Annotated in this window: 21 protein-coding genes; 14 read left to right on the forward strand and 7 right to left on the reverse strand. The window is 69.6% G+C overall.

Translation table 11 applies throughout. The features are described from left to right. Window positions 1-16: 16 nt before the first annotated feature. From QSK05_RS05840 to QSK05_RS05870, 7 genes are all read left to right on the forward strand, one after another. Complete coding sequence (locus QSK05_RS05840) at window positions 17-1,195, forward strand: amidohydrolase (protein ID WP_285594668.1); 1,179 nt, start codon at window positions 17-19, stop codon at window positions 1,193-1,195. Window positions 1,196-1,487: 292 nt separating this feature from the next. Continuing rightward, window positions 1,488-2,543 (forward strand): BMP family lipoprotein, encoded by a 1,056-nt coding sequence (locus QSK05_RS05845; protein ID WP_285594669.1) that lies wholly within the window; start codon window positions 1,488-1,490, stop codon window positions 2,541-2,543. Window positions 2,544-2,670: 127 nt separating this feature from the next. Continuing rightward, window positions 2,671-4,236, forward strand: a complete 1,566-nt coding sequence (locus QSK05_RS05850) for an ABC transporter ATP-binding protein (RefSeq protein ID WP_285594670.1) — start codon at window positions 2,671-2,673, stop codon at window positions 4,234-4,236. A 5-nt stretch (window positions 4,237-4,241) separates the two neighbouring features. Further along, a complete protein-coding gene (locus QSK05_RS05855) occupies window positions 4,242-5,378 on the forward strand; it encodes an ABC transporter permease (protein ID WP_285595175.1) in 1,137 nt (378 codons plus the stop codon). Further along, the gene (locus QSK05_RS05860; protein WP_285594671.1) at window positions 5,375-6,637 is read left to right on the forward strand and encodes an ABC transporter permease; all 1,263 of its coding nucleotides are present in this window, start codon (window positions 5,375-5,377) and stop codon (window positions 6,635-6,637) included. The genes QSK05_RS05855 and QSK05_RS05860 overlap by 4 nt, the downstream gene beginning before the upstream one ends. A 2-nt stretch (window positions 6,638-6,639) precedes the next feature. After that, window positions 6,640-7,125 (forward strand): cytidine deaminase, encoded by a 486-nt coding sequence (locus tag QSK05_RS05865; RefSeq protein ID WP_285594672.1) that lies wholly within the window; start codon window positions 6,640-6,642, stop codon window positions 7,123-7,125. A 139-nt stretch (window positions 7,126-7,264) separates the two neighbouring features. Next, a complete protein-coding gene (locus QSK05_RS05870) occupies window positions 7,265-8,557 on the forward strand; it encodes a thymidine phosphorylase (protein WP_285594673.1) in 1,293 nt (430 codons plus the stop codon). A 193-nt stretch (window positions 8,558-8,750) separates the two neighbouring features. On the opposite strand, the gene QSK05_RS05875 is transcribed toward QSK05_RS05870, so the two are convergent. Continuing rightward, window positions 8,751-11,120: a glycoside hydrolase family 65 protein gene (locus QSK05_RS05875; RefSeq protein WP_285594674.1), complete on the reverse strand. Its 2,370-nt coding sequence runs from the start codon at window positions 11,118-11,120 to the stop codon at window positions 8,751-8,753. Beyond that, window positions 11,117-11,893, reverse strand: coding sequence for a beta-phosphoglucomutase family hydrolase (locus QSK05_RS05880; protein ID WP_285594675.1), 777 nt, complete (start codon window positions 11,891-11,893; stop codon window positions 11,117-11,119). Before QSK05_RS05880 ends, QSK05_RS05875 begins: the two co-directional genes overlap by 4 nt. Before the next feature lie 113 nt (window positions 11,894-12,006). Between QSK05_RS05880 and QSK05_RS05885 the strand changes: the two genes are divergently transcribed. Then, entirely contained in the window at window positions 12,007-13,110 is a 1,104-nt protein-coding gene (locus tag QSK05_RS05885; protein WP_285594676.1) for an ATP-dependent DNA ligase, read from the forward strand. Between the two features lie 3 nt (window positions 13,111-13,113). Continuing rightward, window positions 13,114-14,205, forward strand: coding sequence for a non-homologous end-joining DNA ligase (gene ligD, locus QSK05_RS05890; protein WP_285594677.1), 1,092 nt, complete (start codon window positions 13,114-13,116; stop codon window positions 14,203-14,205). On the opposite strand, the gene QSK05_RS05895 is transcribed toward ligD, so the two are convergent. Then, window positions 14,206-14,523 (reverse strand): hypothetical protein, encoded by a 318-nt coding sequence (locus tag QSK05_RS05895; protein WP_285594678.1) that lies wholly within the window; start codon window positions 14,521-14,523, stop codon window positions 14,206-14,208. Next, window positions 14,520-15,542, reverse strand: coding sequence for a hypothetical protein (locus QSK05_RS05900; protein ID WP_285594679.1), 1,023 nt, complete (start codon window positions 15,540-15,542; stop codon window positions 14,520-14,522). The genes QSK05_RS05895 and QSK05_RS05900 overlap by 4 nt, the downstream gene beginning before the upstream one ends. A 144-nt stretch (window positions 15,543-15,686) precedes the next feature. On the opposite strand from QSK05_RS05900, the gene QSK05_RS05905 reads away from it, so the two are divergent. Together QSK05_RS05905 and QSK05_RS05910 are read left to right on the forward strand one after the other, a co-directional pair. After that, window positions 15,687-16,793, forward strand: a complete 1,107-nt coding sequence (locus QSK05_RS05905) for an adenosine deaminase (RefSeq protein ID WP_285594680.1) — start codon at window positions 15,687-15,689, stop codon at window positions 16,791-16,793. A 29-nt stretch (window positions 16,794-16,822) separates the two neighbouring features. Next, window positions 16,823-18,940, forward strand: coding sequence for a tetratricopeptide repeat protein (locus tag QSK05_RS05910; RefSeq protein ID WP_285594681.1), 2,118 nt, complete (start codon window positions 16,823-16,825; stop codon window positions 18,938-18,940). Between the two features lies 1 nt (window position 18,941). On the opposite strand, the gene QSK05_RS05915 is transcribed toward QSK05_RS05910, so the two are convergent. After that, a complete protein-coding gene (locus QSK05_RS05915) occupies window positions 18,942-20,663 on the reverse strand; it encodes a phospho-sugar mutase (protein ID WP_285594682.1) in 1,722 nt (573 codons plus the stop codon). 40 nt (window positions 20,664-20,703) lie between these two features. After that, window positions 20,704-22,062, reverse strand: coding sequence for an NAD(P)H-quinone dehydrogenase (locus tag QSK05_RS05920; RefSeq protein ID WP_352300053.1), 1,359 nt, complete (start codon window positions 22,060-22,062; stop codon window positions 20,704-20,706). Window positions 22,063-22,195: 133 nt separating this feature from the next. Between QSK05_RS05920 and QSK05_RS05925 the strand changes: the two genes are divergently transcribed. Continuing rightward, window positions 22,196-22,675: a gamma-glutamylcyclotransferase family protein gene (locus QSK05_RS05925; RefSeq protein ID WP_285594684.1), complete on the forward strand. Its 480-nt coding sequence runs from the start codon at window positions 22,196-22,198 to the stop codon at window positions 22,673-22,675. A gap of 7 nt (window positions 22,676-22,682) precedes the next feature. Beyond that, the gene (locus tag QSK05_RS05930) at window positions 22,683-23,507 is read left to right on the forward strand and encodes a purine-nucleoside phosphorylase (protein WP_285594685.1); all 825 of its coding nucleotides are present in this window, start codon (window positions 22,683-22,685) and stop codon (window positions 23,505-23,507) included. Between the two features lie 70 nt (window positions 23,508-23,577). Here the strand turns inward: QSK05_RS05930 and QSK05_RS05935 are convergent, their stop codons facing one another. Further along, window positions 23,578-25,371 carry an acetyl/propionyl/methylcrotonyl-CoA carboxylase subunit alpha gene (locus QSK05_RS05935; protein ID WP_285594686.1) on the reverse strand — a complete coding sequence of 598 codons (1,794 nt, stop codon included), beginning with the start codon at window positions 25,369-25,371 and terminating at the stop codon, window positions 23,578-23,580. Window positions 25,372-25,529: 158 nt separating this feature from the next. Here QSK05_RS05935 and trxA point away from each other — a divergent pair, with 158 nt between their 5' ends. Further along, window positions 25,530-25,904 (forward strand): thioredoxin, encoded by a 375-nt coding sequence (gene trxA / locus QSK05_RS05940; protein ID WP_352300057.1) that lies wholly within the window; start codon window positions 25,530-25,532, stop codon window positions 25,902-25,904. The last annotated feature ends 5 nt before the right edge of the window (window positions 25,905-25,909 follow it).

Below are 25,909 nucleotides of genomic sequence, written 5' to 3' on the forward strand. Positions count from 1 at the left end.
CTATGCTCGCGGGATCGTGAACATTCCCGAGGTTGCTTCCCTGGTAGCGGCGTACGCCGACGAGCTGATCGACGTCCGGCGCGACATCCACGCGCATCCGGAACTCGGATTTCAGGAGTTCCGTACCACCGGGCTGGTGTTCGACCGGCTGGCGAAGGCCGGCCTCGAACCCCGGCGGCTGAACAGCGGCACCGGGCTCTGGTGCGACATCGGCACGGGCCGGCGCACCATCGTGCTGCGCGCCGACCTCGACGCACTGCCGATGATCGACAGCTGCGGGCGGCCCTGGGCGTCCACCCACGAGGGCGCCACCCACGCCTGCGGTCACGACGTGCACACCACCGGTCTGCTCGGCGCCGCGCTCGCGCTCGCCGACCTGCACGAGCGCACGCCGCTGCCCGGCCGGGTGCGGCTGATCTTCCAGCCCGCCGAGGAGAAGATGCCCGGCGGCGCCCTGAAGGTGCTCGGCGAAGGACTTCTCGACGACGCGACCCGGGCCTACGGCCTGCACTGCGACCCGCACACCGACGTCGGCCACATCGGCTCCCGGGTCGGCGCGATCACCGCGGCCGCCGACCACGTCAGCGTCACTCTCACCGGTCACGGCGGGCACACGTCCCGCCCGCACCTCACCGAAGACGTCATCTTCGCGCTCGCCGCGGTCGTCACCGGTGTTCCCGCTGCCCTCTCGCGCCGGCTCGACCCGAGGTCCGGGGCGAGCATGGTCTGGGGCCGCATCAACGCCGGCGTGGCGATGAACGCGATCCCCAGCGCCGGTGAGGTGGCCGGCACGTTCCGCTGCCTCGACAGTGCGGTCTGGACCGTCGCCAGTTCGGTCATCACCGAGACCATCCACGCGATCGTGCAGCCCTACGGGGTCAAGGCCGAGGTCAACTACCAGCGCGGGGTGCCCCCCACGGTCAACGACGCCGATGCCGTGGCGATCGCCGAGGCCAGCATCAAGGCCGAGCTGGGGGCCGACGCGCTGCAGCTGACCCCGCAGAGCCTCGGCGGCGAGGACTTCGCCTGGATCCTGGAGAAGGTGCCCGGCGCGATGGTCCGGCTCGGCACCCGCACGCCGGGCGGCACGACCTTCGACCTCCACCGGCCCGACTTCGACGTGGACGAGCGGGCCGTGTCGGTCGCGTCGACGTTCCTGGCGTCGGTGGCGGTGCGGGATCTGTTCGGAGGGTAGGTCCGTGAGGGCAATCAATCCAGGGTTGCCCCTCCTGACCAGGTTCAATCTGATATTGGCGAGTTCCGGTCCGGGGGCGGCGAGTCCTCCGGTCGGCGGGGCGAATGACGAACAGATTTCAACGGTCACGGTTCGGACACCGAATGTCTCCGGGTCAGATCGCGCCCTGAATAACAGCTATGGTCGCCCCTGATACCGGCCCGGTCAGGGCCGGGACCGGGGCAGTTGTCCTGGACGTCATGTCCTGGATACCCCTGGTTCGACCAAAGCTGTAACTCAAGAGGAGGCACCTGTGCTCCGGGTGACCAAGCTGGTTGCGGTGGCTGCCGCCGCTACCTTCGCCCTCGCCGCCTGTGGCGGCGGGAGCTCCGACGGCTCGAGCGACGCCGGTGACACCGGTTCCGCGAAGTCCGACGTCAAGGTCGGTCTGGCCTACGACGTCGGCGGCCGTGGCGACCAGTCGTTCAACGACTCCGCCGCGACGGGCCTGGACAAGGCCAAGTCCGAGTTCGGGATCGATGTCAAGGAACTCGAGGCCAGCGCCAACGAGACCGACACGGCCCGTGAAGAGCGCCTGCGCCTGCTCGCGCAGGGCGGCTACAACCCGGTGATCGCGGTCGGCTTCGCCTACGCCACGCCGCTGGGCAAGGTCGCGGAGGAGTTCCCGGACGTCCAGTTCGGCATCATCGACGACTCCAGCCTGGAGAAAGTCAGCAACGTGACCTCGCTGGTCTTCGCCGAGGAGCAGGGCTCGTTCCTGGTCGGCGCGATCGCGGCCGAGGCATCCAAGAGCGGCAACGTCGGCTTCGTCGGTGGCGTGAACACCCCGCTGATCCAGAAGTTCGAGGCCGGCTTCACGCAGGGCGCCGAGTCTGTGAACAAGGACATCAAGGTTCAGGTCAAGTACCTGACCCAGCCGCCGGACTTCGCGGGCTTCAACGCTCCCGACAAGGGTGAGACCACCGCGCAGGGCATGATCGACGCCGGCGCGGACGTCATCTACGCCGCCGCCGGTGGTTCCGGTTCCGGTGTGTTCAAGGCGATCTCCGCCGCAGGCGAGGGCAACTGGGCCATCGGTGTCGACTCCGACCAGTACCTGACCGCCGACTCCGCGGTGAAGGACTACATCCTGACCTCGATGCTCAAGCGCGTCGACACGGCCGTCTACGACTTCATCAAGTCGGCCGTCGACGGCAAGGTGCTCACCGGCGTTCAGGAGTTCGACCTGTCCGACGAGGGCATCGCGTACTCCACCTCGAACGAGGCGGTCAAGGAGTACGAGGCCAAGGCGGACGAGCTCAAGGAGCAGATCATCAGCGGCGACATCAAGGTGTCCGCCACCCCGTGACGCTGATCGATCAGATCTGACGCATTACCCTGGCCGCCGTCCCGCCCCGATTCTGCGGGGAGGGGCGGCGGTCCAGTTGTCCCCCCGGAAACGGATGTCCAGCAGTGGGTGAAGAGGTGTTCCGTTGATGCCCGAGTCGGAAGGTGCCGCGCAGAGCGAGACTGGCGCGGCAGCCACCGTCCCCGCGGTCGAACTGTCGGGGATCACCAAGCGGTTCCCCGGCGTGGTCGCCAACCATGACGTGAACCTGCGGGTCCGGCCCGGCACGGTGCACGCCGTGGTGGGTGAGAACGGCGCCGGCAAGTCCACGCTGATGAAGACCCTGTACGGCATGCACAAGCCGGACGAGGGCACGATCACGCTGAACGGTGAACAGGTCGTTCTGCACAGCCCGGCCGACGCGATCTCGCGCGGCGTGGGCATGGTGCACCAGCACTTCATGCTGGCCGACAACCTGACCGTTCTGGAGAACGTCGTGCTCGGGGCCGAGCCCCGGCGCTGGGGTGGCTTCGGCCTGAACCGCGCCGCCGCCCGCACGAAGATCCGTGAGATCGGCAAGCAGTACGGCCTCGAGGTCGACCCGGACGAGCTGGTCGAGCGCCTCGGCGTCGGCGACCGGCAGCGGGTCGAGATCATCAAGGTGCTCTACCGCGGTGCCCGCATCCTGGTGCTCGACGAGCCTACGGCCGTGCTGGTGCCGCAGGAGGTCGACGCACTGTTCGAGGCGCTGGCGGTGCTGAAGGGCCAGGGGCTCTCGATCATCTTCATCTCGCACAAGCTGGACGAGGTCCGCTCGGTCGCCGACGACATCACCGTCATGCGCCGCGGCACCACCGTCGCCACCGCCGACCCGAAGACGGTCAGCTCCCGCGAGCTCGCCGAGCTGATGGTCGGCAGCGAACTGCCCTCCCCGCAGACCAGCGACTCGACGGTCACCGACCGTCCCGTCCTCGAGCTGTCCGGCATCAACCTGGTGGACGGCGCCCGGCACCTGCTGCGCGACGTCACCCTGACCATCCACGCCGGTGAGGTGCTGGGCCTGGCCGGGGTCGAGGGCAACGGGCAGGCCGAGCTGGTCGAGTCGATCATGGGCATGCGCTCGGTCGACAGCGGCACGATCAAGCTGACCGGCGAGGACATCACCTCCTGGTCGACCCGCCGCCGCCGGGAGGCCGGCTGCGGCTACATCCCCGAGGACCGGCACCGGCACGGCCTGATCCTCGACGCCCCGCTCTGGGAGAACCGGATCCTCGGCCACCAGAGCCGCAAGCCCAACGTCCGCGGGCCGCTCGTCGACCGGTCCGGTGCCCGTGCCGACACCGAGCGGATCGTGCGCGAGTACGACGTGCGCACCCCGTCCATCGACGTGCTGGCCAGCTCGCTGTCCGGCGGTAACCAGCAGAAGCTGATCGTCGGCCGCGAGATGAGCGGCAAGCCGAAGCTGCTGATCGCCGCTCACCCCACCCGGGGCGTCGACATCGGCGCGCAGACGGCCATCTGGGACCTCCTGCGCACCGCCCGGGCCGAGGGCCTGGCCGTGCTGCTGATCAGCGCCGACCTGGACGAGCTGATCGGCCTGTCCGACAGCCTGACCGTGATCCTGCGCGGCGAACTCGTCGCCGAGGTCGATCCCTCCACCGTCACCCCCGAACAACTCGGCTCCGCGATGACCGGGGCCGGTGAGGCTGCGTGAAGAGCATGAATGCGGACACCGTCCGCCGCGTCGGCCTGTCCCTGGCCGCACCGGCGCTGGCGATCATCCTGTCCCTGGCGATCACCTCGGCCGTCCTGGCCGCCGCCGGGAACGACCCGTTCGAGACGTTCAAGCAGATGATCGAGTACGCCAAGGAACCGCGTACCACGGCGATGATCATCAATGGCTCGGTCACCTACTACTTCGCCGCGCTGGCCGTCGCCTTCGGGTTCCGGATGAACCTGTTCAACATCGGTGTCGACGGCCAGTACCGGCTGGCGGCCATGCTCGCCGCCGCGGTCGGTGGCGCGGTCAGCCTGCCCCCGATCCTGCACGTCGGCCTGATCCTTCTGGTGGCCGTTCTGGTCGGTGGGCTCTGGGCCGCCGTCGCGGGTCTGCTGAAGGTGTACCGCGGGGTCAGCGAGGTGATCTCGACGATCATGCTGAACTCGATCACCACTGCGCTGATCGCCTTCCTGCTCACCACCGACAAGCTCGCAGTGCAGGCCGAGGGCTCGAACAACATCGGCACCAAGGCGATCCCGGCCAGCGGCCAGGTACCGGGTATCGGCCTGGTGCCGGACTCCCCGCTGAAGGTCTACGGCCTGATCGTCCTCGCCGTGATCGTCGGTTTCCTCTACTGGTTCGTGATCGAGCACAGCCGCTTCGGGTTCGACCTGCGCGCGGCCGGCCGTAACGAGGAGGCCGCTGTCGCCAGCGGCGTCAACGTGAAGCGGATGATCCTGATCAGCATGGCCGTCTCCGGCGGTATCGCCGGTCTGGTCGGCATGCCGCAGCTGCTCGGCTCGAGCTACACCTACTCGCTCGACTTCCCGGCCGGCATCGGCTTCACCGGCATCGCGATCGCGCTGCTCGGCCGCAACACCGCCCTCGGTGTGGCGATCGGGGCCCTGCTGTTCGGGTTCCTCGACAACTCCTCGCAGATCCTCGACCTGGAGGGCGTGCCGAAGGAGATCGTCATGATCACCCAGGGCGTGATCGTGCTGTCCGTCGTCATCGCCTACGAACTGGTCCGCCGCTACCGGATCGTCGCCCAGCAGCGTGAGGTCGGCCGCCGTCTGAGCGAACCGCCCGCGCCCGCCGCCGGTAACGACAAGACGCCGCAGGGAGCGCAGGCATGAGCACCACGCTGGAAACGACCACCCCGCCCGCCGCTCCGGCCCCGGAGAAGGCCACCCGTCTGAGCCAGCCGCTGCGCCTGGCCCTCTACGCCCTGGTCGCGCTGGCCGTACTGAGCCTGATCCGGGTGCTCACCGACGCCAACGACCTGACCTCGGCCGGCACCGTGAGTGCCGCCCTCACCCTGGCCGTGCCGATCGGCCTGGCCGGTCTCGGTGGCCTGTGGTCCGAGCGGGCCGGTGTGGTCAACATCGGTCTCGAGGGCATGATGATCCTCGGCACCTTCGGCGCCGGCTGGATCGGCTGGCAGCACGGTCCCTGGGCGGGTCTGCTGACGGCCGTGATCTTCGGCCTGGTCGGTGGTCTGGTGCACGCCGTCGCCACCGTCACCTTCGGCGTCGACCACGTGGTGTCCGGTGTCGCGATCAACATCCTCGGCCTGGGCGTCACCCAGTACCTGGCCGGTGAACTGCTGGCCGACAGCCCCGGCGGTGGCGAGACCCAGTCCCCGCCGATCTCCGCGCTGCCGCGTCCCTCGGTCCCCGGGCTGGACGGGCTGCTCGAGCCGCTGGAGAAGCACCACTGGTTCCTGATCTCCGACATCGCCGGCATCCTGCGGGGCCTGCTGACGAACGTCTCGATCCTGACCGTGGTCGCCGTGCTGCTGGTGATCGCCAGCTACGTGATCCTCTGGCAGACCCCGTTCGGCCTGCGGCTGCGCTCGGTCGGCGAGGACCCGCACGCCGCGGAGTCCCTCGGCGTCAAGGTGCGGCTGTACAAGTACATCGCGGTCGCGGTGTCGGGCGGTCTGGCCGGTCTGGCCGGTGGCTTCCTGGCCATCGTCGCCTCCGGCATCTACCGCGAGGGTCAGACCGGTGGCCGTGGTTACATCGGTCTCGCCGCGATGATCTTCGGCAACTGGCGCCCGGGCGGCCTGATGATGGGTGCGGGCCTCTTCGGCTACACCGACGCCATGCAGCTGCGGAACGCGGTGGCGGTGCACGCCCTGCTGCTCGTGGTCTTCGCCCTGCTGCTGGTCGTCACGGCGCTCAACCTGTACCGCCGCAAGTGGATCACCGCCGCGGTCGGCCTGGTCTTCGCCGTGCTCTCGCTGGTCTGGTACCTGAACAGCGACGAGCTGCCCGGCCCGATCACCACGATGACGCCGTACGTCACCACACTGCTGGTGCTCGCCCTCTCGGCCCAGCGGCTGCGCATGCCGAAGGCCGACGGGCTGGTCTACCGGCCGGAGGGGAAGTAGGTATGACGGAACAGCAGGATGCGGCGGCAGCCGATCCCGACTTCTACCCGGGCCGGGTGGCCGGTGACGCCGGGCCGGACCAGATCGACTGGACCGCCCTGCGCGCCGCTGCCCGCCTGATCAAGGAGAAGGCCTACGCGCCGTACTCCGGGTTCCCGGTGGGTGCGGCGGCCCTGGTCGACGACGGCCGGATCGTGACCGGCTGCAACGTCGAGAACGCCTCGTACGGCGTGGGTCTGTGCGCCGAGTGCGGGCTGGTGTCGTCGCTCAACGCTTCGGGCGGAGGCCGTCTCGTGGCCTTCACCTGCGTCGGCCCCGACGGCGAGTCGCTCATGCCCTGCGGGCGCTGCCGTCAGCTGCTCTACGAATTCGGCGGCCCCGAGCTGCTGGTCGAGACCAGCCACGGCATCGTCCCGATGACGCAGGTGCTGCCGGACGCGTTCGGCCCGAGTGATCTGTCCCGGGCGACGGGCCCGACGCACACCTGATTTCTTTCGTGATCATGCAAAACCTCCCCGGGGAGGTTTTGCATGATCACGGTTGTTTTGGGGGGACTACGCGACGGGCAGAAGAGCCGAACGGGACTCACCCCGCCGTCCCGTGCGTCCCTTCGTTAACCTCGCGACCATGACCGAACCTTTCGCCGCCGTCGACGTGATCGCCGCCAAACGTGACCGCAACCGACTGAGCGACGCGCAGATCGACTGGGTGGTCGGCGCCTACACCCGCGGGGTGGTGGCCGACGAGCAGATGTCCGCGCTGCTGATGGCCATCCTGCTGAACGGCATGCTGCCGGAGGAGATCTCCCGGTGGACCGCCGCGATGATCGCCTCGGGGGAGCGCCTCGACTTCAGTGGCCTGTCCCGTCCGACCACCGACAAGCACTCCACCGGTGGGGTGGGCGACAAGATCACGCTGCCCCTGACCCCGTTGGTCGCGGCGCTCGGTGCCGCGGTGCCGCAGCTGTCGGGGCGCGGGCTCGGTCACACCGGGGGCACGCTGGACAAGCTGGAGTCGATCCCGGGCTGGCGGGCCCGTCTGAGCAATGCCGAGATGGCCCGGCAGCTCGACGAGGTGGGCGGGGTCATCTGTGCCGCGGGCGAGGGCCTGGCTCCGGCCGACCGCAAGATGTACGCCCTGCGCGACGTCACCGGAACCGTCGAGGCGGTGCCGCTGATCGCCTCGTCGATCATGAGCAAGAAGATCGCCGAGGGCACCGGGGCCCTGGTGCTCGACGTGAAGGTGGGCAGCGGCGCATTCATGAAGAGCGAGGAGCAGGCCCGTCTTCTGGCCGGGACGATGGTGCGGCTGGGGGCGGACGCGGGGGTGAACACCGTGGCGCTGCTGACCGACATGTCCACACCGCTGGGCCTGACCGCGGGCAACGCCCTGGAGGTGCGCGAGTCGCTGGAGGTGCTGGCCGGCGGCGGGCCGCCCGACGTGGTCGAGCTGACCCTCGCGCTGGCCCAGGAGATGCTCGAGACCGCAGGCCTTTCCGGCGATCCGGAGAAGGCCCTGAAAGACGGCCGGGCGATGGACTCGTGGCGCCGGATGATCGCGGCGCAGGGCGGTGACGTGGATGCCCCGCTGCCGGTCGCGCAGCACACGCACCAGGTGCTCGCCCCCGCCGACGGCGTGCTGGTGGGCCTGGACGCGATGGCCGTCGGTGTCAGCGCGTGGCGGCTGGGCGCGGGCCGTTCGCGCAAGGAAGACCCGGTGCAGGCCGGCGCCGGTGTCGAGATGCACGTCAAGCCCGGTGGCGAGGTGCGCGCCGGTGAGCCCCTTTTCACCCTGCACACCGACACCCCCGAGCGGTTCGACCAGGCGGTCGAGGCGCTGGAGGGCGGTTACCAGATCGCCCCGTACGGCGACCGCCCGGCGCACCGACCGCTGATCATCGACCGCATCACGGCCGACTAGAGCTCGCCAAAAAATCCTCCGTGATCATGCAAAACCTCCCCGGCGTTCTAGAACTGTGATGACGAGAGTTCTAGAACTCTGGGGAGGTTTTGCATGATCACGAACAGGTTTTGGGGGCAACCTAACTGGGGACGCCCACCCGCCCCGATCGGGGCGGGTGGGCGTCCGCAGTTGTTGCCTTTGTTGCCTGGGACTACTTGCGGCGCATGGGTTCCCGGCCGAAGGGCTGGGTCGGCCGGGGGTGCGTCGGGGTGGCCGGCACCGCCAGGCTGACCGGGTCGCCGATCTTCAGCGTGACCAGCTCACCGTGGTGCAGGATCTCGAGCTCGTCCGCGGGGTTGCGCTCGTGCTCGGTGAGCAAGTAGGTCACCTGCTTGCCGTCGGTCTCCACCCGCAGGCGCAGGCCCTTGTGGGTGATGGTGAAGGCGAGCCGGTCCAGGCCCTCCGGAAGGCGCGGCGCGAAGGCGAGAGTTCCTGTCGTGTCGCGCATTCCGCCGAACCCGGCGACCAGGGACATCCACGTGCCGGCCAGCGAGGCGATGTGCAGGCCGTTCATCGTGTTGCCGTGCAGGTCGTGCAGGTCGGTGAGGGCGTTCTCGATGGTGTAGTCGTAGGCCAGGCCCAGGTGCCCGACCTCGGCCGCCATCACCGACTGTGTGCAGGCCGACAACGACGAGTCGCGCACCGTGAGCTTCTCGTAGTACGCGAAGTTCGCGGCCTTCTGCTCGGGGGTGAACGCGTCGCCGCGCAGCTGCATGGCCAGCACCAGGTCGGCCTGTTTGACCACCTGCTGCCGGTACAGCTGCACGTACGGCATCGTGAGCAGGAGGGGGTAGTCCTCCTCGGTCAGCGATTCGAAGTCCATCACCGCGTGACGGGTGAAGCCCTCGGCCTGCGGGTGCACGCCGAGCTTCTCGTCGAACGGGATGAACATCGAGTCGGCGCACTGCCGCCAGGCGCTGATCTCCTCCGCGTCCACCTCGAGAACGGCTGCCTCGTCGGTGTAGTTGGAGGCTGCCGTGGCCGCGGCCCGGAGGTTCCGCTGTGCCATCAGGTTGGTGTACACGTTGTTGTCGGTGATCGCGCTGTACTCGTCCGGCCCGGTGACACCGTCGATGCGGAACCAGCCGTCGCGGTCGAACGCGCCGTAGGAACGCCACAGCCGGGCGGTCTCGACCAGCAGGGGCAGGCCGATCTCGCGGTCGAACTCGTCGTCCTCGGTGGCGTCGTGATAGCGGATCACGGCGTCGGCGATGTCGGCGTTGATGTGGAACGCCGCCGTGCCGGCCGGCCAGTAGCCGGAGCACTCGTCACCGTTGATGGTGCGCCACGGGAACGACGCGCCCTTCAGGCCCAGCGTGGACGCGCGGTCCCTGGCCTTCTGCAACGTGCTGTGCCGCCAGCGCAGGGCATCCGCCGCGGCCCGGGGCGCGGTGTGGATGAGTACCGGCAGGACGAAGGTCTCGGTGTCCCAGAAGCAGTGGCCGTCGTACCCGGGCCCGGTCAGGCCCTTCGCCGGCACCGGCCGCTGCTCGGCCCGGGCTCCCGCCTGGAAGATGTGGAACAACGCGAAACGCACGGCCTGCTGCAGTTCCTCGTCACCGTCCACCTCCACGTCGGCACGGGCCCAGAACTCGTCCAGGTACTGCCGCTGCTCGGCCAGGAGGTCGTCCCAGCCGGTGTGGATGGCCCCGGTCAGGCCGGCCGCCACCTGGTCGCGCAGGGCCGGCAGCGACCGCTGCGAGCTCCAGCCGTAGCTGACGAACTTGATCAACCGCAGCTTCTGGCCCGGACGCAGGGTGGCCGTGACGGTGAGGCGGCCCCAGTCGGGACGCACGCCCCAGTTGGTGGAGACCTTGACGCCCTCGGGCACCTCGATGACGTGCTCGGCGGCGGCCGCCACGCGGCGACCGCTGTGCCGGGTCTCGTGCACCAGGGTGATGCGGTTGCCGTTGCAGTCGTGCTCCAGGGCCTGCAGCGGGTTGTGCATCGCCGCGGCGACCCGGGGGTCGACCGAACCACCTTCGGGCATCTGCTCGTTCGCGACCAGCTCGGACTGCAGCACCACGCGGGCGGTCTCGTGCAGCGGCTCGACCTCGTAGGCGATCGCCATCACCGAGCGGTGGGTGAACGACACCACCCGGGTGCTCGTGACCCGCACCGACTGGTCGGCGGGCGAACGCCACTCGACCTCGCGCTTGAGCGTGCCCGCGCGCATGTCGAGCACCCGCTCGTGCTTGTCCAGGTGGCCGTAGCGCAGGTCGAAGGGCTCGTCGTCGACCAGCAGGCGGATCAGCTTGCCGTTGGTGACATTGATGATCGTCTGGCCGGACTCGGGGTAGCCGTAACCGGCCTCCGCGTGGGGCAGAGGCCTTCGTTCGTACACCGAGTTCAGGTAGGTGCCCGGCAGGCCGTGCGGTTCGCCCTCGTCCAGGTTGCCGCGAATTCCGATGTGCCCGTTGGACAGGGCGAACACCGACTCGGTGGAACCGAGGTCTTCCAGGTGGAGCTCGGTCTCCCGGATGCACCAGGGCTCGACTGTGAATGCCGCTCGACGGTTCATGCGCGGTTATCTATCAGCTGAGCGAGATCGGTAACCACCACATCGGCCCCATGCTGGGACAACGCGGCGGCGTGACCGACCCGGTCGACACCGATGACGATACCGAAGTGCCCGGATCGTCCGGCTTCGACGCCGACGAGGGCGTCTTCGAAGACCGCGGCCTGGCTCGGCTCGACGCCGAGCAGCCGGGCGCCCTCGATGAAGGTGTCGGGAGCGGGCTTGCCGTTCAGGCCGGCGGCGATCGCGGCCTGGGCGTCGACCCGGGCCTCGACGAACTTCTCCATGCCGGTCACGCGCAGCACCTCGGCGGTGTTGGCGCTGCTGGACACGACGGCGATGCGCAGCCCGGCGGCCTGGGCAGCCTCCAGGTAGCGGAACGTGCCGTCGAAGATGGTCACGCCGTCCTCGGCGATCATCTCGTGCACCAGGTTGTTCTTCCGGGTGCCGAGACCATTGACCGACTCGGTTTCTGGCGAGTCGGCCGCGTCGCCCTCCGGCAGGGTGATGCCGCGGGACGCCAGGAAGCTGCGGGTGCCGTCCTGCCGGCGCTTACCGTCCACGTATTTCACGTAGTCGGTGGCGATCTCGAACGGGACGAACGCTTCGCCGAGGCGCTGGGCGCGCTCGGCGAGATACGAGTCGAACATCTTCTTCCAGGCGGAGGCATGCACCGACGCCGTGTCGGTGAGCACCCCGTCCAGATCGAAGAGGCAGGCCAGTACGTGTTCGGGGAGGCCGACGTCTTTCGGCCGCGCGGTTTGCGGATCGGACATGTGTCCAAGCAGACCACAGCGGGCGCCCGCTTGTAGACGCGTTCGGCCTCGCATGCGACGACATTGCCTGTTCTTTCCCCGCCGGGGGCCCCCGCGATGACACGATGGGCGACATGGATCTGCCCGTGATGCCGCCGGTCAAACCGATGTTGGCCAAGTCGGTGCCGGAGATTCCGGACGTCGGTCACGTCGAGCCGAAATGGGACGGATTTCGTACCGTCGTGTTCCGGGACGGTGACGAGGTCGAACTGGGCAGCCGCAACGAGAAACCGATGACCCGGTACTTCCCGGAGCTGGTCGAGGCGCTGCGCGAGAACCTTCCCGAACGCTGTGTGATCGACGGCGAGATCGTCACCGTCGTCGACGACCGTCTGCAGTTCGAGGTGCTCCAGCAGCGCATCCATCCGGCGGCCAGTCGCATCAAGCTGCTGTCCGAGCAGACCCCGGCCTCGTTCATCGCGTTCGACCTGCTCGCCGTGGGCGACGAGAACCTGATGGGGCAACCGTTCTCACAGCGCCGGGCGCGTCTGGTCGAGGCCCTGTCCGCGGCCCGGGCCCCGATCCACTGCACGCCCGCCACCGGCGACCTGGCCACCGCGCAGGAGTGGTTCGGCATGTTCGAGGGCGCCGGGCTGGACGGGGTGGTCGCCAAGCCGCTGGACGGGCCCTATCTGCCGGACAAGCGGGCTATGTTCAAGGTCAAGCACGCCCGCACCGCCGACTGCGTGGTGGCCGGATTCCGCTGGCACAAGAGCGGCCCGGTCGTCGGATCGTTGCTGCTGGGGCTGTACCGCGAGGACGGCTCGCTGCAGCACGTCGGCGTGGCCGCGTCGTTCCCGATGATCCGGCGGGCCGAACTGGTCGAGGAGCTCGAGCCCTACCGGATGGCCGTGGAAGAGCTGGGGCAGCACCCGTGGGGCCAGTGGGCCCAGGCTCAGGCCCACGAGCACCAGCGCATGCCCGGCAACGTGTCCCGCTGGAACTCGACGAAAGATCTCTCCTTCGTGCCCCTGCGTCCCTCCTTGGTGGTCGAGGTGGCCTACGACCAGATGGAGGGCGACCGGTTCCGCCACACCGCGCAGTTCCGGCGCTGGCGCACCGATCGCGAACCGGGCAGTTGTGGGTACGGCCAGCTCGAGCGGCCCGTGAGTTTCCGGCTTGAGGACGTCCTCTCGCCTTCGGGGTCACAGGCGCCACGGATCCAGAGTGAGGGTTGAGTGATGGCCGCCAAGAGCGCAGCGGTGCAGATCGAGGTCGAAGGTCCCGAGGGTGCCCGGTCGGTGCGCCTGTCCAGTCCTGACCGGGTGCTCTACCCGGAGGTCGGGCTCACCAAGAAAGATCTGGCCGAGTACGTCGTGGCGGTCGGCCCGGCCCTGGTGCGGGGTCTGCGTGACCGGCCGGTCTCGCTCGAGCGTTTCCCGGAAGGCGTCGGCGGGGAACGCTTTTACTCCAAGAACCCGCCCCGCGGGGTGCCCGCCTACGCCCGTTCGGTCACGGTGACCTACCCGAGCGGGCGCAGCCATCCGCAGCTGGTGGTGGACGAGGTGGCCACCGCGGTCTGGGCCGTTCAGATGAACACGCTGACCTTTCATCCGTGGCCGGTGCGGTCCGGGAACGCCGACAACCCCGACGAGCTGCGCCTCGACCTCGACCCCCAGCCCGGTCGTGACTACGCCGACGCCGTGCGGGCCGCCCTTCACCTGCGTGACCTGCTGAAAGAGCTCGGCCTGGAGGGCTATGCGAAGAGCTCGGGCAACCGCGGCGTGCACGTCTTCGTGCCCATCGCCCCTGACCACGAGTTCCTCGACGTACGGCACGCGGCCATCGGTATCGGCCGGGAGCTGGAGCGGCGCGATCCGGACCTGGTGACGATGGCCTGGTGGAAGGAGGAACGGGGCGAGCGGGTCTTCGTCGACTTCAACCAGTGCACCCGCGACCGCACGATGGCCGGCGCCTACAGCCCTCGTCCTCTGCCCCACGCCCCCGTCTCCACCCCGCTGACCTGGGCCGAGCTGCCCGAGGTCGACCCGAGAACCCTGACCGTGCGTACCGTTCCGCAGCTACTGGCGGATCGTGGGGACCCCTGGGAGGACCTGCACGCCTCACCCGGTGACATCGCTCCCGCGCTGGCTCTGTGGCAGGACGACCTCGATCGAGGGCTCGGTGAGCTGCCCTTCCCGCCCGACTACCCGAAGATGCCCGGCGAACCCAAGCGCGCGCGGCCTTCGGTCTCCCGCGCCGACACCGAGGGCATTGCCGACCGGGACTGGTACGCCGACCCGGCCCGGTGGGACGGCGACCAGCCGAAATAGTTATCCGGCCAGGCTGTCGCGGGGGTCGGCGTCGCCGTAGAACTTCTGCCAGAGCAGGGCCAAGTGGGAGTGGAACTCGGCGTCGTCGTCGAAGTACCAGTCCGTATGGTGCTCGTACTCGGCGGGTGTCAGCTTCCCGGTCAGGCTCTTCGCGAAGCCACGCCGGAAGCTCTCCTTGAGCGAATCAATCTGCATCCCTGAGATGGCGTTGACGAAATCGTCTTCCCAGTCCCGGCCGAGGACATTCACATTGATGATGCGCCCGGCATAGTCGAGGAAGGTTCTGACGTCTTCATCGGGATTCTGGATGCGACTCATGATCCGTCCATCGGCTTGGGGTACATCGTTTTGAGACGGTACTCGCCGCCGGGGCCACGACGGAAGTACGCGAACATCACTCCGTCGGTGAAGTCGGTGGGAGTCGGTGGTCTGCTGCCAGGAGGATCGCCGGTGGGCCGAGCCCGGGTACCGTTCATGCGGATCCCCTTGACGTACCGGCGGTATTCGGGACCAAAGATCTCGGAGAGTGGCGCCTCCACCCGGATGTACTCGATTCCTGAAAGCGTGTTCTCCTGCTGTTGTCCCGCAAATGCGCGGCCGGCCCGAAGGAAGCTCGCGGCTTTCAGGAATGCCTCGGGGGAGGTAATCCTCGTGGCGTGGCGTCCGCATCGGTGACTGCGGCCCGTGTCACCGTCCACCGTGGTGCCGGTCATCGGGTCGATCCACCACAGCACCCGGTCGGTCAGCTGCTGATCGGTGACCTGCGGCCCGTGCCGCTGGGGTCCGTGGCCCTGCCGGCGCAGTTCTTCGATACGGGGCGGTGTTCCGGTGTCCGTGGAGCTGAGGGAGTCGGCTGTCCTGATCTCCTCGGCGACGTCGTCCTGGATCGTCACCAGCGCTTCACCCGACTCCTGGAGGTCGCGGGCCAGGTCCTGGGCGACACCGATGAGCCAGCCGGCCTCGACGGTCTCCAGATGGCCGAGGGCCTCGTCGATGGCCAGAGCCGCATGATCGAGGTGGTCCTCGCCGAGTTCCGCGGTGACGGCGCTCAGATGCCCGGACGCCTCGGGGGCCGACATGTCGTCGTGCACCCGGTCGAGCACCTCCACCGCGTGGGCCAGCCGCTCCTCCAGGTCCGACAGGTGGGAAAGAGCGTCGGAGAGGTACTCGGACGCGGTCTCGTAGCCGTAGGCGACGCCGTCCCATCCGGCCCGCAGTGCGTTCTCGGTCTGCGTCTGTGCGGTGTCCGCCGCCCGGCCGCAGCGGGTCTGCGAGTCGGCCAGCACCGCGGCCAGGCCCGTGATCGCGGCGGCGATCAGACCGGTACGCGCAGTCACACATCAGTTACTACAGGTGGTTACGTAACGCTGACAAGTACGGATGAACCACTCGCCCGCGACCAACGGCCCTGGCAGTTACGATCACGCGGCGGATCCGCCCGGAACCCCTGTGGGACGGGTGTCGCGCTATAAGCTCCTCGGGTGACCGGTCCAATTGATTCAGCCAGCATTGCCCGGGCCCCCAAGGTCCTCCTCCACGATCACCTTGACGGTGGCCTGAGGCCGGAGACGATCGTCGCGATCTCCGCGGAGATCGGCCACGAGCTGCCCACCACCGACCCGGAAGAGCTGCGCGAGTGGTTCCGCAGCAGCGCCGACTCCGGTTCGCTGGAGCGCTACCTCGAGACGTTCGTGCACACCGTCGCGGTGATGCAGCGCCGTGACGACCTGGTGCGCGTGGCCCGCGAGGCCGCGATCGACCTGGCCGCGGACGGTGTGGTCTACGCCGAGATCCGCTGGGCCCCCGAGCAGCACCTCGAGGGCGGCCTGAGCCTCGACGAGGTGGTCGTCGCTGTGCAGGAGGGTCTGGCCCAGGGCGAGAAGGAGGCCGCGGCGGCGGGCACCCCGATCCGCACCGGCCAGCTCGTCACCGCCATGCGGCACGCCGCGCGGGGTCGTGAGATCGCCGAGCTGGCCGAGCGGCACCGGGACAACGGCGTGGTCGGGTTCGACATCGCCGGGGCCGAGGCCGGGTACCCGCCCTCGCGTCACCTTGACGCCTTCGACTACCTGCACGAAGCCAACATGCACGTGACCATCCACGCCGGTGAGGCCTTCGGCCTGCCGAGCATCTGGGAGGCCGTGCAGGTCTGCGGCGCCGACCGGCTCGGTCACGGCGTGCGGATCATGGAAGACATCGAGGTCATCGGGGGTCGCGACACGTACGGCCGTCCGGCCGCCAAGCTCGGCCGGCTGGCCGGGTTCGTGCGCGACAAGCGCATCCCGCTGGAGCTGTGCCCGACCAGCAACGTGCAGACCGGGGCCGCGGCGAGCATCGCCGAGCACCCGATCGGCCTGCTCAAGGACCTGCGGTTCCGCGTCACCCTGAACACCGACAACCGGCTGATGTCCGGTACCTCGATGACCCGGGAGATGACGCTGCTGGTCGAGCAGGCGGGATGGACCCTGGAAGACCTACGATGGGTCACCATTAATGCCCTGAAGAGTGCATTCATCCCGTTCGACGAACGACTCGCCCTGATCGAGGACGTGGTGAAACCCGGTTACGCCCAACTGGGTATCAGCTGATCGGCCTGAGCTCGAAGGAGGACTGAGCGGTGGCGTACCGGCCGGCCCGCTTCCCGGGCTCCCGGCGCGTGCTCGCCGCGGACGCGGTGGGGCGCTATGACCTGCGCCGGACCATGATGGCCCGGTTGCTGGCGTCCAACCCGGCGCTCTCGTTGCTGCTCCTGGTCGGCGATGTCGAGATGGACGAACTCGACCTCGACCCCCATGCCGGCGTCGAGGCGGTGTCTGCTGCCTTCACGCGTCCCGAGCCGGATGTGCACGGCCTGATCATCGCCGGGAACCTCCTGGTCAACACGGCCGTGCAGCATCCGCGGACGAACAACGGGATGAGCCTGTACGTACTCGGCGACCTGAAGGCCCGCAACGTGGTGATCAGCGGGCTGGAGCTCGTGGTGCACGGCGATCTGCGGGTTTCCGAGGTTTTCGCCGGAGCGGGCCCGTCCGGCGGGGCCCGGCTGGACGGTGACGTCCACGCGAAGATGCTCGTCTCCGAAGCCTTCCCGATGCTCGTCGGCGGGCAGCTGAAGGCGCCGGTGCTGGAGACCGGGCGCACCCGGATCGGTGTGGTCGAGGGCGCGGGGGTGCGCGAGGCCAAGGGTGAGGTGCCTCCCTCGCTGGTGATGACCGATCAGGTGCTGGAGCCCGGCCCGGAGGGGGTCGAGCTGTTCTCCTGGCCCCGCTTCAAGACCGCCGTGGCCTCGCGCATGCCCACCCTGAGCCCCGACTACCTGGCCGGCCGCACCAACCTGGAGTCGATGCGCGAGCTGCGCCGGCTCGAGGGTGAGATCGAGGTGGTGCTCGCCGAGGGCCGGTACGCCCGCGGCGCCGAACTGCTGCGCAAGGCCCGGGCCATGGGGGCGCCCCGCAACGAGACCGGGCTGATGCTGGCCGACGCGATCTACCGGGTGCATCACGGCACCGGTAGTCGCGAGGCCCTGGCCGAGGCGCTCGAACTGCTCGACGAGGCCCTCGGCCCCAAGCCCGACACCGCGGCGGTGATGGCCCACCCGCAGGCTCTGCTGCAGCGTGCGGCGATCCTGCTGCAGCTGAAGGAACACGACGACGAAGCCTTCGACCAGGCCTGGCGTGACTGCAGCCTGGCCGCGGTGACCATGCCCGCGCAGGAAAGGGCAGGCATCGCCGGGCTGATGGGGCAATGGCTGTTCACCCGTCACCGCTACGACGAGTGCGTTCCCTACCTGCGGCAGGCGCTCTCGGCCGATCCGGACGACGGCGCGCAGCACGGCCGTCTGGCCCGGGCGCTGTGGATGCTCGACCGCGAGGCCGAGGCACTGCCGCACGCCACCCGCTCGCTCGAGCTGAACCCCGCCGACAACCGGATGTGGTACGTCCGGGGCAAGTGCCAGCAGGTGCTGGGCGACCCCGAGGACGCCCGGCTCGACCTGGCCACCTACCTGGAGATGCACCCCGACGACGACCTGGCCGTGGAGGCCCTGATCATCGTCGACCTCGACGCCGGGGACACCGACGAGGCGGTCGAGAGTGCCCTGCGCTTCATCGAGCACTACCCCGATATCGACGGCGCCCCGGCTCGTTTCGGCCGCCTGTTCCACCTGCGCGAACGCTACGACCTGGCCGTGCCGCTGCTGCGCCGGGCGATGCAGCTGCACCCGGAAGACTCGTCCATCGTCCGTGACCTGGCCTTCGCCCTCAACGAGAGCGGCCACGACCAGATGGGTCTCGACACCGCGCTGCGTCGCGTCGAGATCGACTCCGAGGACGACCACATCACCTACCTGCGGGCCGAGGTCAACCTGGCGCTGAACGACCCGAACGCCGCCGAGGGTGACCTCGAGGAGTACGTGGCCCGGTTCCCGCGGGCCGGGCGGGCTTTCGCATCATTGGCCAGCATCCGCCTGCTGCAGCTGCGTCCCGCCGAGGCGAAGCGGCTGCTCGAGACCGCCCAGTCGATCGCGCCGGACGACTACTACATCGACAGCGTCGTGGAGAAGGCCGGTTTCGCTCAGGACACCGATCCGACCGACACGACCGACCTGACCGACCTGACCGACTCGGCGAGCCGGCCCACCCAGCTGATGAAGGCAGGCCCCTCGCCCCAGGAGGGCGAGAGGTCTGCGGCCGCTCAGTTGTCGTTCCGGGACGGCGGTTTCCGGCGACCCGGCTGATCTAGCTGATGCCCAGCGCGTGGGACACGTCGGCGGTGATGCGGGCCAGTCGGTCCGCGGCCGCCTCCCGGGCCCGGTCGACCGAGCCGTTCTCCACCGGAATCACTACTTCCAGATAGCACTTCAGCTTCGGTTCGGTACCGCTCGGGCGCACGATCACCCGGTCGCCGTTGGTCGTGCGGTAGCGCAGACCGGGCGTGCCGGGCAGCCCGTCCACCCCCTCGGACAGATCTTCGGCCGATTTCACCGGGCTGCCACCGAGATTCGCCGGCGGCCGCTGGGTGATGCGATCGAGCATGCTCGAGATCTGCGCCAGATCGTCCACCCGCACCGAGAACTGGTCGGTGGCGTGCAGACCGTGCCGCGTGGCCAGATCGTTCAGGGCATCGAGCAGGGTGCGCCCCTGGGCCCGTAGCTGGGCCGCGTACTCGGCGATCAGCAGGGCCGCGCTGATGCCGTCCTTGTCGCGCACGGCACCGGGGGAGACGCAGTAACCCAGCGCCTCCTCGTAGGCGTAGGACAGCTCGGGAACCCGGGCCAGCCACTTGAAACCGGTCAGGGTCTCGGTGTGCGGCACGCCGTGGGCCGCCGCGACGCGGGAGAGCAGCTGCGACGACACGATCGAGCTGGCCACCACGCCCCGGACGCCCCGGACCAGCAGGTAGTCACCGAGTAGGGCCCCGACCTCGTCACCGCGCAGCATGCGCCAGTCGCCCTCCGGCACCGGTACCGCCACGGCGCAGCGGTCCGCGTCCGGGTCGTTGGCGATCACCAGATCGGCGCCGCGCTCACGGGCGGCGGCCAGCGCCAGGTCGAGTGCACCGGGCTCTTCCGGGTTGGGAAAACTCACGGTGGGGAAGTCCGGGTCGGGCTGCGCCTGCTGCTCGACCACGTAGGGGGCCGGGAAACCCGCGGCCGCGAAGGCCCGCACCGCCGTGTCCCCGCCGACACCGTGCAGCGGGGTCAGCACGATACTGATCTCGCGGGCGCTGCCCGGTGTGAGCACGGCGCCGACCGAGGCGAGGTACTCGTCCACGATCGACGGGCCGATCGGTTCCCAGCCATCGGTCGCCATCGGCACGTCGATGGCCGGCGGCGCGGCCGCGATCTGGTGGGCGATCAGGTCGTCCATCGGGGGGACGATCTGGGCGCCACTGCCGGGGGAGGAGTCGGCCCGCCCACCCAGGTACACCTTGTAACCATTGTCCTGCGGCGGGTTGTGGCTCGCCGTGACCATGATCCCGGCGTCGGCGTGCAGATGGCGCAACGCGAACGCCAGCACCGGTGTCGGCAGCGGGCCGGGCAGCAACTGGGCCACACACCCCGCCGCGGTCAGCACCGCGCAGGTGTCCCGGGCGAACACGTCGGAGTCGTGGCGGGCGTCGTACCCCACCACCACCCGGGGCTGCTCACCGTCGGCGCCCACCGTTGCGAGGGCCTGGTGCAGATGGCCGGCGATGCCGGCCGCGGCGCGGATGACGACTGCACGGTTCATCCGGTTCGGCCCCGCGCCCAGTGCGCCGCGCAAGCCCGCGGTGCCGAACTGGAGGGAGCCGGAGAAGCGTTGTACGAGATCATCGACCGCTTCACCGGAGACGGTGGAATCGCCGGAGGTGACCAGCTCGATCAGCCGGTCCACCTCGCGCCGGGTACGGGGATCGGGGTCCGCGTCCCGCCAATGGGTCGCGCGGTCTACCAGACCCGCGAGCTCGGTTTCGTCCACACCCAGAACTTACCTGGTCGTCACCGGAGTCTGCCTGCGGCTACCCGATGTGCAGCTGTCGCGCCGCCTCGGCCACCGAGCCCGAGATCGACGGGTACACGGTGAACACGGAGGCCACCTCGTCGACCGTGAGCCGGGCCGAGACCGCCAGCGTGATGGGATGAATCAACTCGGACGCGCGCGGTGCCACCACCGTGCCGCCGAGCACCCGGCCCGAGGGCGAGGCGAACAGCTTCACGAAACCGTCGTGGATGCCCTGCATCTTGGCCCGGGCGTTGGTGGCCAGCGGCAGCTTCACCGAGACGGCCTCCAGCCCGGCGTCGACCTGGGCCTGGGTCACCCCGACGGTGGCGATCTCGGGGGAGGTGAACACGTTGGAACTCACCAGCCGCAGCTCCAGCGGGGACACCGCGTCGCCCAGCGCGTGCCACATCGCCTTGCGGCCCTGCATGGCCGCGACCGAGGCCAGCGGGAACACCCCGGTGCAGTCGCCCGCCGCGTAGACACCGCGCGCGCTGGTGCGGGAGACCCGGTCGACCCCGATGTGCCCGGACTCCGAGACCGTGATCCCGGCCTCCGCAAGCCCCAGGCCGGAGGTGTTCGGCACCGCGCCGACCGCCATCAGGCAGTGCGAGCCCTCGACCGTGCGTCCGTCGGACAGCGTGACCACGACGCCCGCGTCCGTCCGTTTGACGCTTTGCGCGCGCGAACGGGACAGCACCTCCATGCCACCGCGCCGGAACACGTCTTCCAGCACCTCGGCGGCATCCGCGTCCTCGCCCGGCAGTACCCGGTCGCGGCTGGACACCAGCGCGACCTGGGCGCCGAGCGCGTGATAGGCGCTGGCGAACTCGGCCCCGGTCACCCCGGAGCCGACCACGATCAGCTTCTCCGGCAGTTCTTCCAGGTCGTAGAGCTGGGTCCAGTTCAGCACGCGCTCACCGTCGGGCCGGGCGTCCGGCAGTTCCCGGGGGCTGGCGCCGGTGGCGATCAGCAGGGTGTCGGCCTCGACGATCTGCTCGCCGACCTTCACCCGTCCGGGGCCCTCGAGCACACCGCGGCCCTCGACGATGCGCACCCCTTCGGCCTCCAGGCGCCGCGTGATGTCGCGGGACTGCGCCTGGGCCAGCTTCTTCACGCGGCGGTTGACCTCGCCCAGGTCGGCCCGTACCCGGCCGAGGCCGTGGATGCCGAGTTCGCCGGAGCTGCCGACGGTGGCCAGCACCTCGGCGGTGGCGATGAGGGTCTTGCTCGGCACCACGTCGGTGAGGACCGCCGCACCTCCCGGGCCGTTCTCCTCGACCACCGTGACGTCGGCGCCGAGCTGGGACGCCACCAGCGCGGCCTCGTACCCGCCGGGCCCGCCGCCGACGATGACAATCCTGCTCTTCACGCTCACCGGCTCATTGTCCCGCACCAGGGCCGCGCGGCACGCCCGGGCAGGCCGCTGACGACCAGCTGACGACAACGAGTCCCAGTTGTCACACCAGGCGTTTGCACGTCAGCACCGGTGAATCCCTACTCTGTCCCTCATGGATCTCTACGCCGCCTACGGCGCGAACCTCGACCCCGAGCGGATGGCGCTGCGGGCGCCCCACTCGCCGTTGCGCGGGTTCGGGTGGATCAGCGGCTGGCGCCTCACATTCGCCCAGGTCCCCAACGCTGTGGACGGTGCCCTGGCGACGCTGGTGGAGGACCCGGCCGCGCAGGTCTACGTCAGTCTCTACGACGTCACCTCCGGGGACGAGCAGGCGCTGGACGAGTGGGAGGGACTGGCCACCGGGCAGTCCCGGAAGATCCACGTCCGGGTGCAGACCCTGGACGGCGACGCGGTGGCCTGGGTACACGTGCTGGACGCCTACGAGGGTGGCCTGCCCGCGGCCCACTACCTGGGCATGCTGGGCGACGCGGCCGAGGCCGGCGGCGCGCCCAGCGACTACGTCCACCACCTGCGCACCAGCCCGTGCGTGTCGAGTGACACCCCTGAGCACCTTCCCCCGAACGAGCTGTGAGCCTTCGATGACTGACCTTTCCCCGACCGACTCCCCGACTGAGCTGGCCGCGGCGGCCGCCCAGCGCCTCGCCGAGCTGACAGGCGTCGATAAGCACGACGTGGCCCTGGTTCTGGGCTCCGGCTGGGCCCCTGCCGCCGACCTTCTGGGTGAGACCGTGGCGCAGGTGCCGGCCACCGAGATCCCGGGCTTCTCGGTCTCCGGCGTGCCCGGTCACGTGGGCCAGCTGCGCTCGGTGCGGATCAACTCGCAGGGCGAGCCCAAGCACGCCCTGATCCTCGGCAGCCGCACGCACTACTACGAGGGCAAGGGCGTGCGCGCCGTGGCCCACGGGGTGCGCACCGCGGCGGCGGCCGGCTGCTCGATGGTGGTGCTGACCAATGGCTGTGGCGGCCTGAACCCCGAATGGCCGCCCGGAACCCCGGTTCTGATCAGCGACCACATCAACCTGACCGGTGCGTCCCCGCTCGAGGGCGCCACCTTCGTCGACCTCACCGACCTGTACTCGTCCCGGCTGCGGGAGATCTGCCGCCAGGTGCAGCCCGATCTGCCCGAGGGCGTCTACGCGCAGTTCCGTGGCCCGCAGTACGAGACCCCGGCCGAGGTGCGCATGGCCGGGCGGCTCGGCGCCGACCTGGTCGGCATGTCCACGGCTCTGGAGGCCATCGCGGCCCGCGAGGCCGGCCTGGAGATCCTCGGCATCTCGCTGGTGACGAACTTCGGCGCGGGCATCACCGGCCAGCCGCTCAGCCACGCCGAGGTGCTGGCCGAGGGCAAGGCCGCCGCCGAGCGCGTGGGCTCGATGCTCGCCGAGGTCGTCCGGCGGCTCTGAGGTCCCGACCGCTCTCAACGGTGGACGTCCGGGCTGACCGGCGCCCTCAGGCGCCGGTCAGCCCTTCGGTTCAGTCCTTCACTTCGCAGATCAGCGCGCCGGACGTCACGGTCAGGCCGATCTGGGCGGTCAGGGCGGTCACCGTGCCGGCCTTGTGGGCGGTGAGGGGCTGTTCCATCTTCATCGCCTCGAGCACCACGACCAGGTCGCCCGCCTCCAGGTGCTGCCCCTCCTCGACGGCGACCTTGACGATCGTGCCCTGCATCGGTGAGGTCAGGGCATCACCACTGACGGCGGCCGCAGCCCGGCTCCGGGTGCGGCGGGGAGCCTTCTTCTCGGCGGTCCGGGCGGTTCCCGACCCGCCCGACCCGCCCAGCCCGGCCGGCAGGATCACTTCCAGGCGCTTGCCGCCGACCTCGACCACGACGCGTTCGCGCGGTTCCTCCGGGGTCTCCTCACCGGCCGGCCCGGTCCAGGACGGGATGGTGTTGTCGAACTCGGTCTCGATCCAGCGGGTGTGCACCGTGAACGGCTCGCTGGTGAAGGCCGGGTCCGCCACGACCGCCCGATGGAACGGCAGCACCGTCGGCAGGCCCTCGACCACGAACTCGCCCAGCGCCCGACGGGCCCGTTCCAGCGCCTGACGGCGGGTGGCACCGGTGACGATCAGCTTGGCCAGCATCGAGTCGAACCCGCCACCGATCACCGAACCCGCCACCACACCCGAGTCCAGGCGCACACCCGGCCCGGACGGAGGCTCGAACACCACCACGGTGCCCGGCTGGGGCAGGAAGTTGCGCCCCGCGTCCTCACCGTTGATCCGGAACTCGATCGCATGCCCGCGCACCGGCGGGTCGTCGTAGCCCAGCGGCTCCCCGGCCGCGACCCGCAGCTGCTCACGCACCAGGTCGATCCCGGTGACCTCTTCGGAGACCGGGTGCTCGACCTGCAGGCGGGTGTTGACCTCCAGGAACGAGATCGTGCCGTCCGGGCCGATCAGGAATTCACAGGTGCCGGCGCCGACGTATCCGGCCTCGGTCAGGATGGCCTTCGACGCCCGGTACAGCTCGGCGGTCTGGTCGTGGGTCAGGAACGGGGCGGGTGCCTCCTCGACCAGTTTCTGGTTACGGCGCTGCAACGAGCAGTCCCGGGTGGAGACGACCACCACGTGCCCGTGGGCATCGGCCAGGCACTGCGTCTCCACGTGCCGCGGACGATCCAGGAACCGCTCCACGAAACACTCACCCCGCCCGAACGCGGCCACCGCCTCACGGGTCGCGGACTCGAACAGCTCCGGGATCTCCTCCAGCGTCCGGGCCACCTTCAAGCCCCGCCCACCACCACCGAAAGCGGCTTTGATCGCCACCGGGAGCCCGTGCTCACGGGCGAAGGTGACCACCTCGTCCGCCGTCTGCACCGGATCCCTCGTGCCCGGCACCAGAGGTGCTCCCGCCCGCTGAGCGATGTGGCGGGCCTTGACCTTGTCACCCAGCACGTCGATCGCCGAGGGGGGCGGGCCGATCCAAGTCAGCCCGGCGGCGATGACGGCGGCGGCGAAGTCGGCGTTCTCGGCCAGGAACCCGTAACCCGGATGCACCGCATCGGCCCCGGAGCGGGCGGCGACGTCGAGCAGTTTGTCCACGACGAGGTACGACTGCGCGGCGGTGGTGCCGTCCAGTGAGTAGGCTTCGTCGGCCACGGTGACGTGCAGGGCGTCCCGGTCGGGCTCGGCGTACACGGCCACCGAGGCGATACCGGCGTCCCGGCAGGCGCGCGCGATCCGCACCGCGATCTCACCCCGGTTGGCGATCAGGACCTTGCTGATGGACCGGGGGGTGCCCGGTTCCGGGGACGGCGTCGTCATCTCGGCTCCCTCGTCGACTCCCTCTCGGCATCGGAGAGTATCGCCGGTACCGCTCTCCCGGACCCCTCGGGAAGTGGCTCCGGACACGTTGAAGGTGACAGTCGTCCTCTGGACGGCCCTCCCGGGAACAGTGCCGCGGGGAAGTCGGTTGACCAACCGTGGCTACTATGACGATGACCCAGCAGAACCACGACGAAACGGTCAAGGACGGCATTGTCCTGATCGACTTCTGGGCCTCCTGGTGCGGTCCGTGCCGCCAGTTCGCCCCCGTCTTCGAGAAGGCGTCGGAAACGAACGAGGACGCCAAGTTCGCCAAGGTGGACACCGAGGACCAGCAGGAACTCGCCGCTCAGTACGGCGTGACCTCGATCCCGACGCTGGTGGTCTACCGCGACGGCATCCCGGTGTTCGGTCAGCCCGGCGCCCTTCCCGAGGCTGCCCTGACCGACATCCTGCGTCAGGTGCGCGACCTGGACATGGACGAGGTCCGCACCCAGTACGAGGCCCAGCTGAAAGAAGCCGGCCGCAGCTGATCAGC

Source organism: Kineosporia sp. NBRC 101731, from assembly GCF_030269305.1.
Taxonomy (GTDB): domain Bacteria; phylum Actinomycetota; class Actinomycetes; order Actinomycetales; family Kineosporiaceae; genus Kineosporia.

Excerpts from the sequence above, each read along its gene's own strand:
- QSK05_RS05885 (WP_285594676.1), top strand. The coding sequence starts at position 12,007 with ATGGATCTGCCCGTGATGCCGCCGGTCAAACCGATGTTGGCCAAGTCG.
- QSK05_RS05880 (WP_285594675.1), bottom strand. The coding sequence starts at position 11,893 with ATGTCCGATCCGCAAACCGCGCGGCCGAAAGACGTCGGCCTCCCCGAA.
- QSK05_RS05870 (WP_285594673.1), top strand. The coding sequence starts at position 7,265 with ATGACCGAACCTTTCGCCGCCGTCGACGTGATCGCCGCCAAACGTGAC.
- QSK05_RS05850 (WP_285594670.1), top strand. The coding sequence starts at position 2,671 with ATGCCCGAGTCGGAAGGTGCCGCGCAGAGCGAGACTGGCGCGGCAGCC.
- QSK05_RS05930 (WP_285594685.1), top strand. The coding sequence starts at position 22,683 with ATGACTGACCTTTCCCCGACCGACTCCCCGACTGAGCTGGCCGCGGCG.
- QSK05_RS05925 (WP_285594684.1), top strand. The coding sequence starts at position 22,196 with ATGGATCTCTACGCCGCCTACGGCGCGAACCTCGACCCCGAGCGGATG.
- QSK05_RS05860 (WP_285594671.1), top strand. The coding sequence starts at position 5,375 with ATGAGCACCACGCTGGAAACGACCACCCCGCCCGCCGCTCCGGCCCCG.
- QSK05_RS05865 (WP_285594672.1), top strand. The coding sequence starts at position 6,640 with ATGACGGAACAGCAGGATGCGGCGGCAGCCGATCCCGACTTCTACCCG.
- QSK05_RS05855 (WP_285595175.1), top strand. The coding sequence starts at position 4,242 with ATGAATGCGGACACCGTCCGCCGCGTCGGCCTGTCCCTGGCCGCACCG.
- QSK05_RS05895 (WP_285594678.1), bottom strand. The coding sequence starts at position 14,523 with ATGAGTCGCATCCAGAATCCCGATGAAGACGTCAGAACCTTCCTCGAC.
- ligD (WP_285594677.1), top strand. The coding sequence starts at position 13,114 with ATGGCCGCCAAGAGCGCAGCGGTGCAGATCGAGGTCGAAGGTCCCGAG.
- QSK05_RS05935 (WP_285594686.1), bottom strand. The coding sequence starts at position 25,371 with ATGACGACGCCGTCCCCGGAACCGGGCACCCCCCGGTCCATCAGCAAG.
- QSK05_RS05875 (WP_285594674.1), bottom strand. The coding sequence starts at position 11,120 with ATGAACCGTCGAGCGGCATTCACAGTCGAGCCCTGGTGCATCCGGGAG.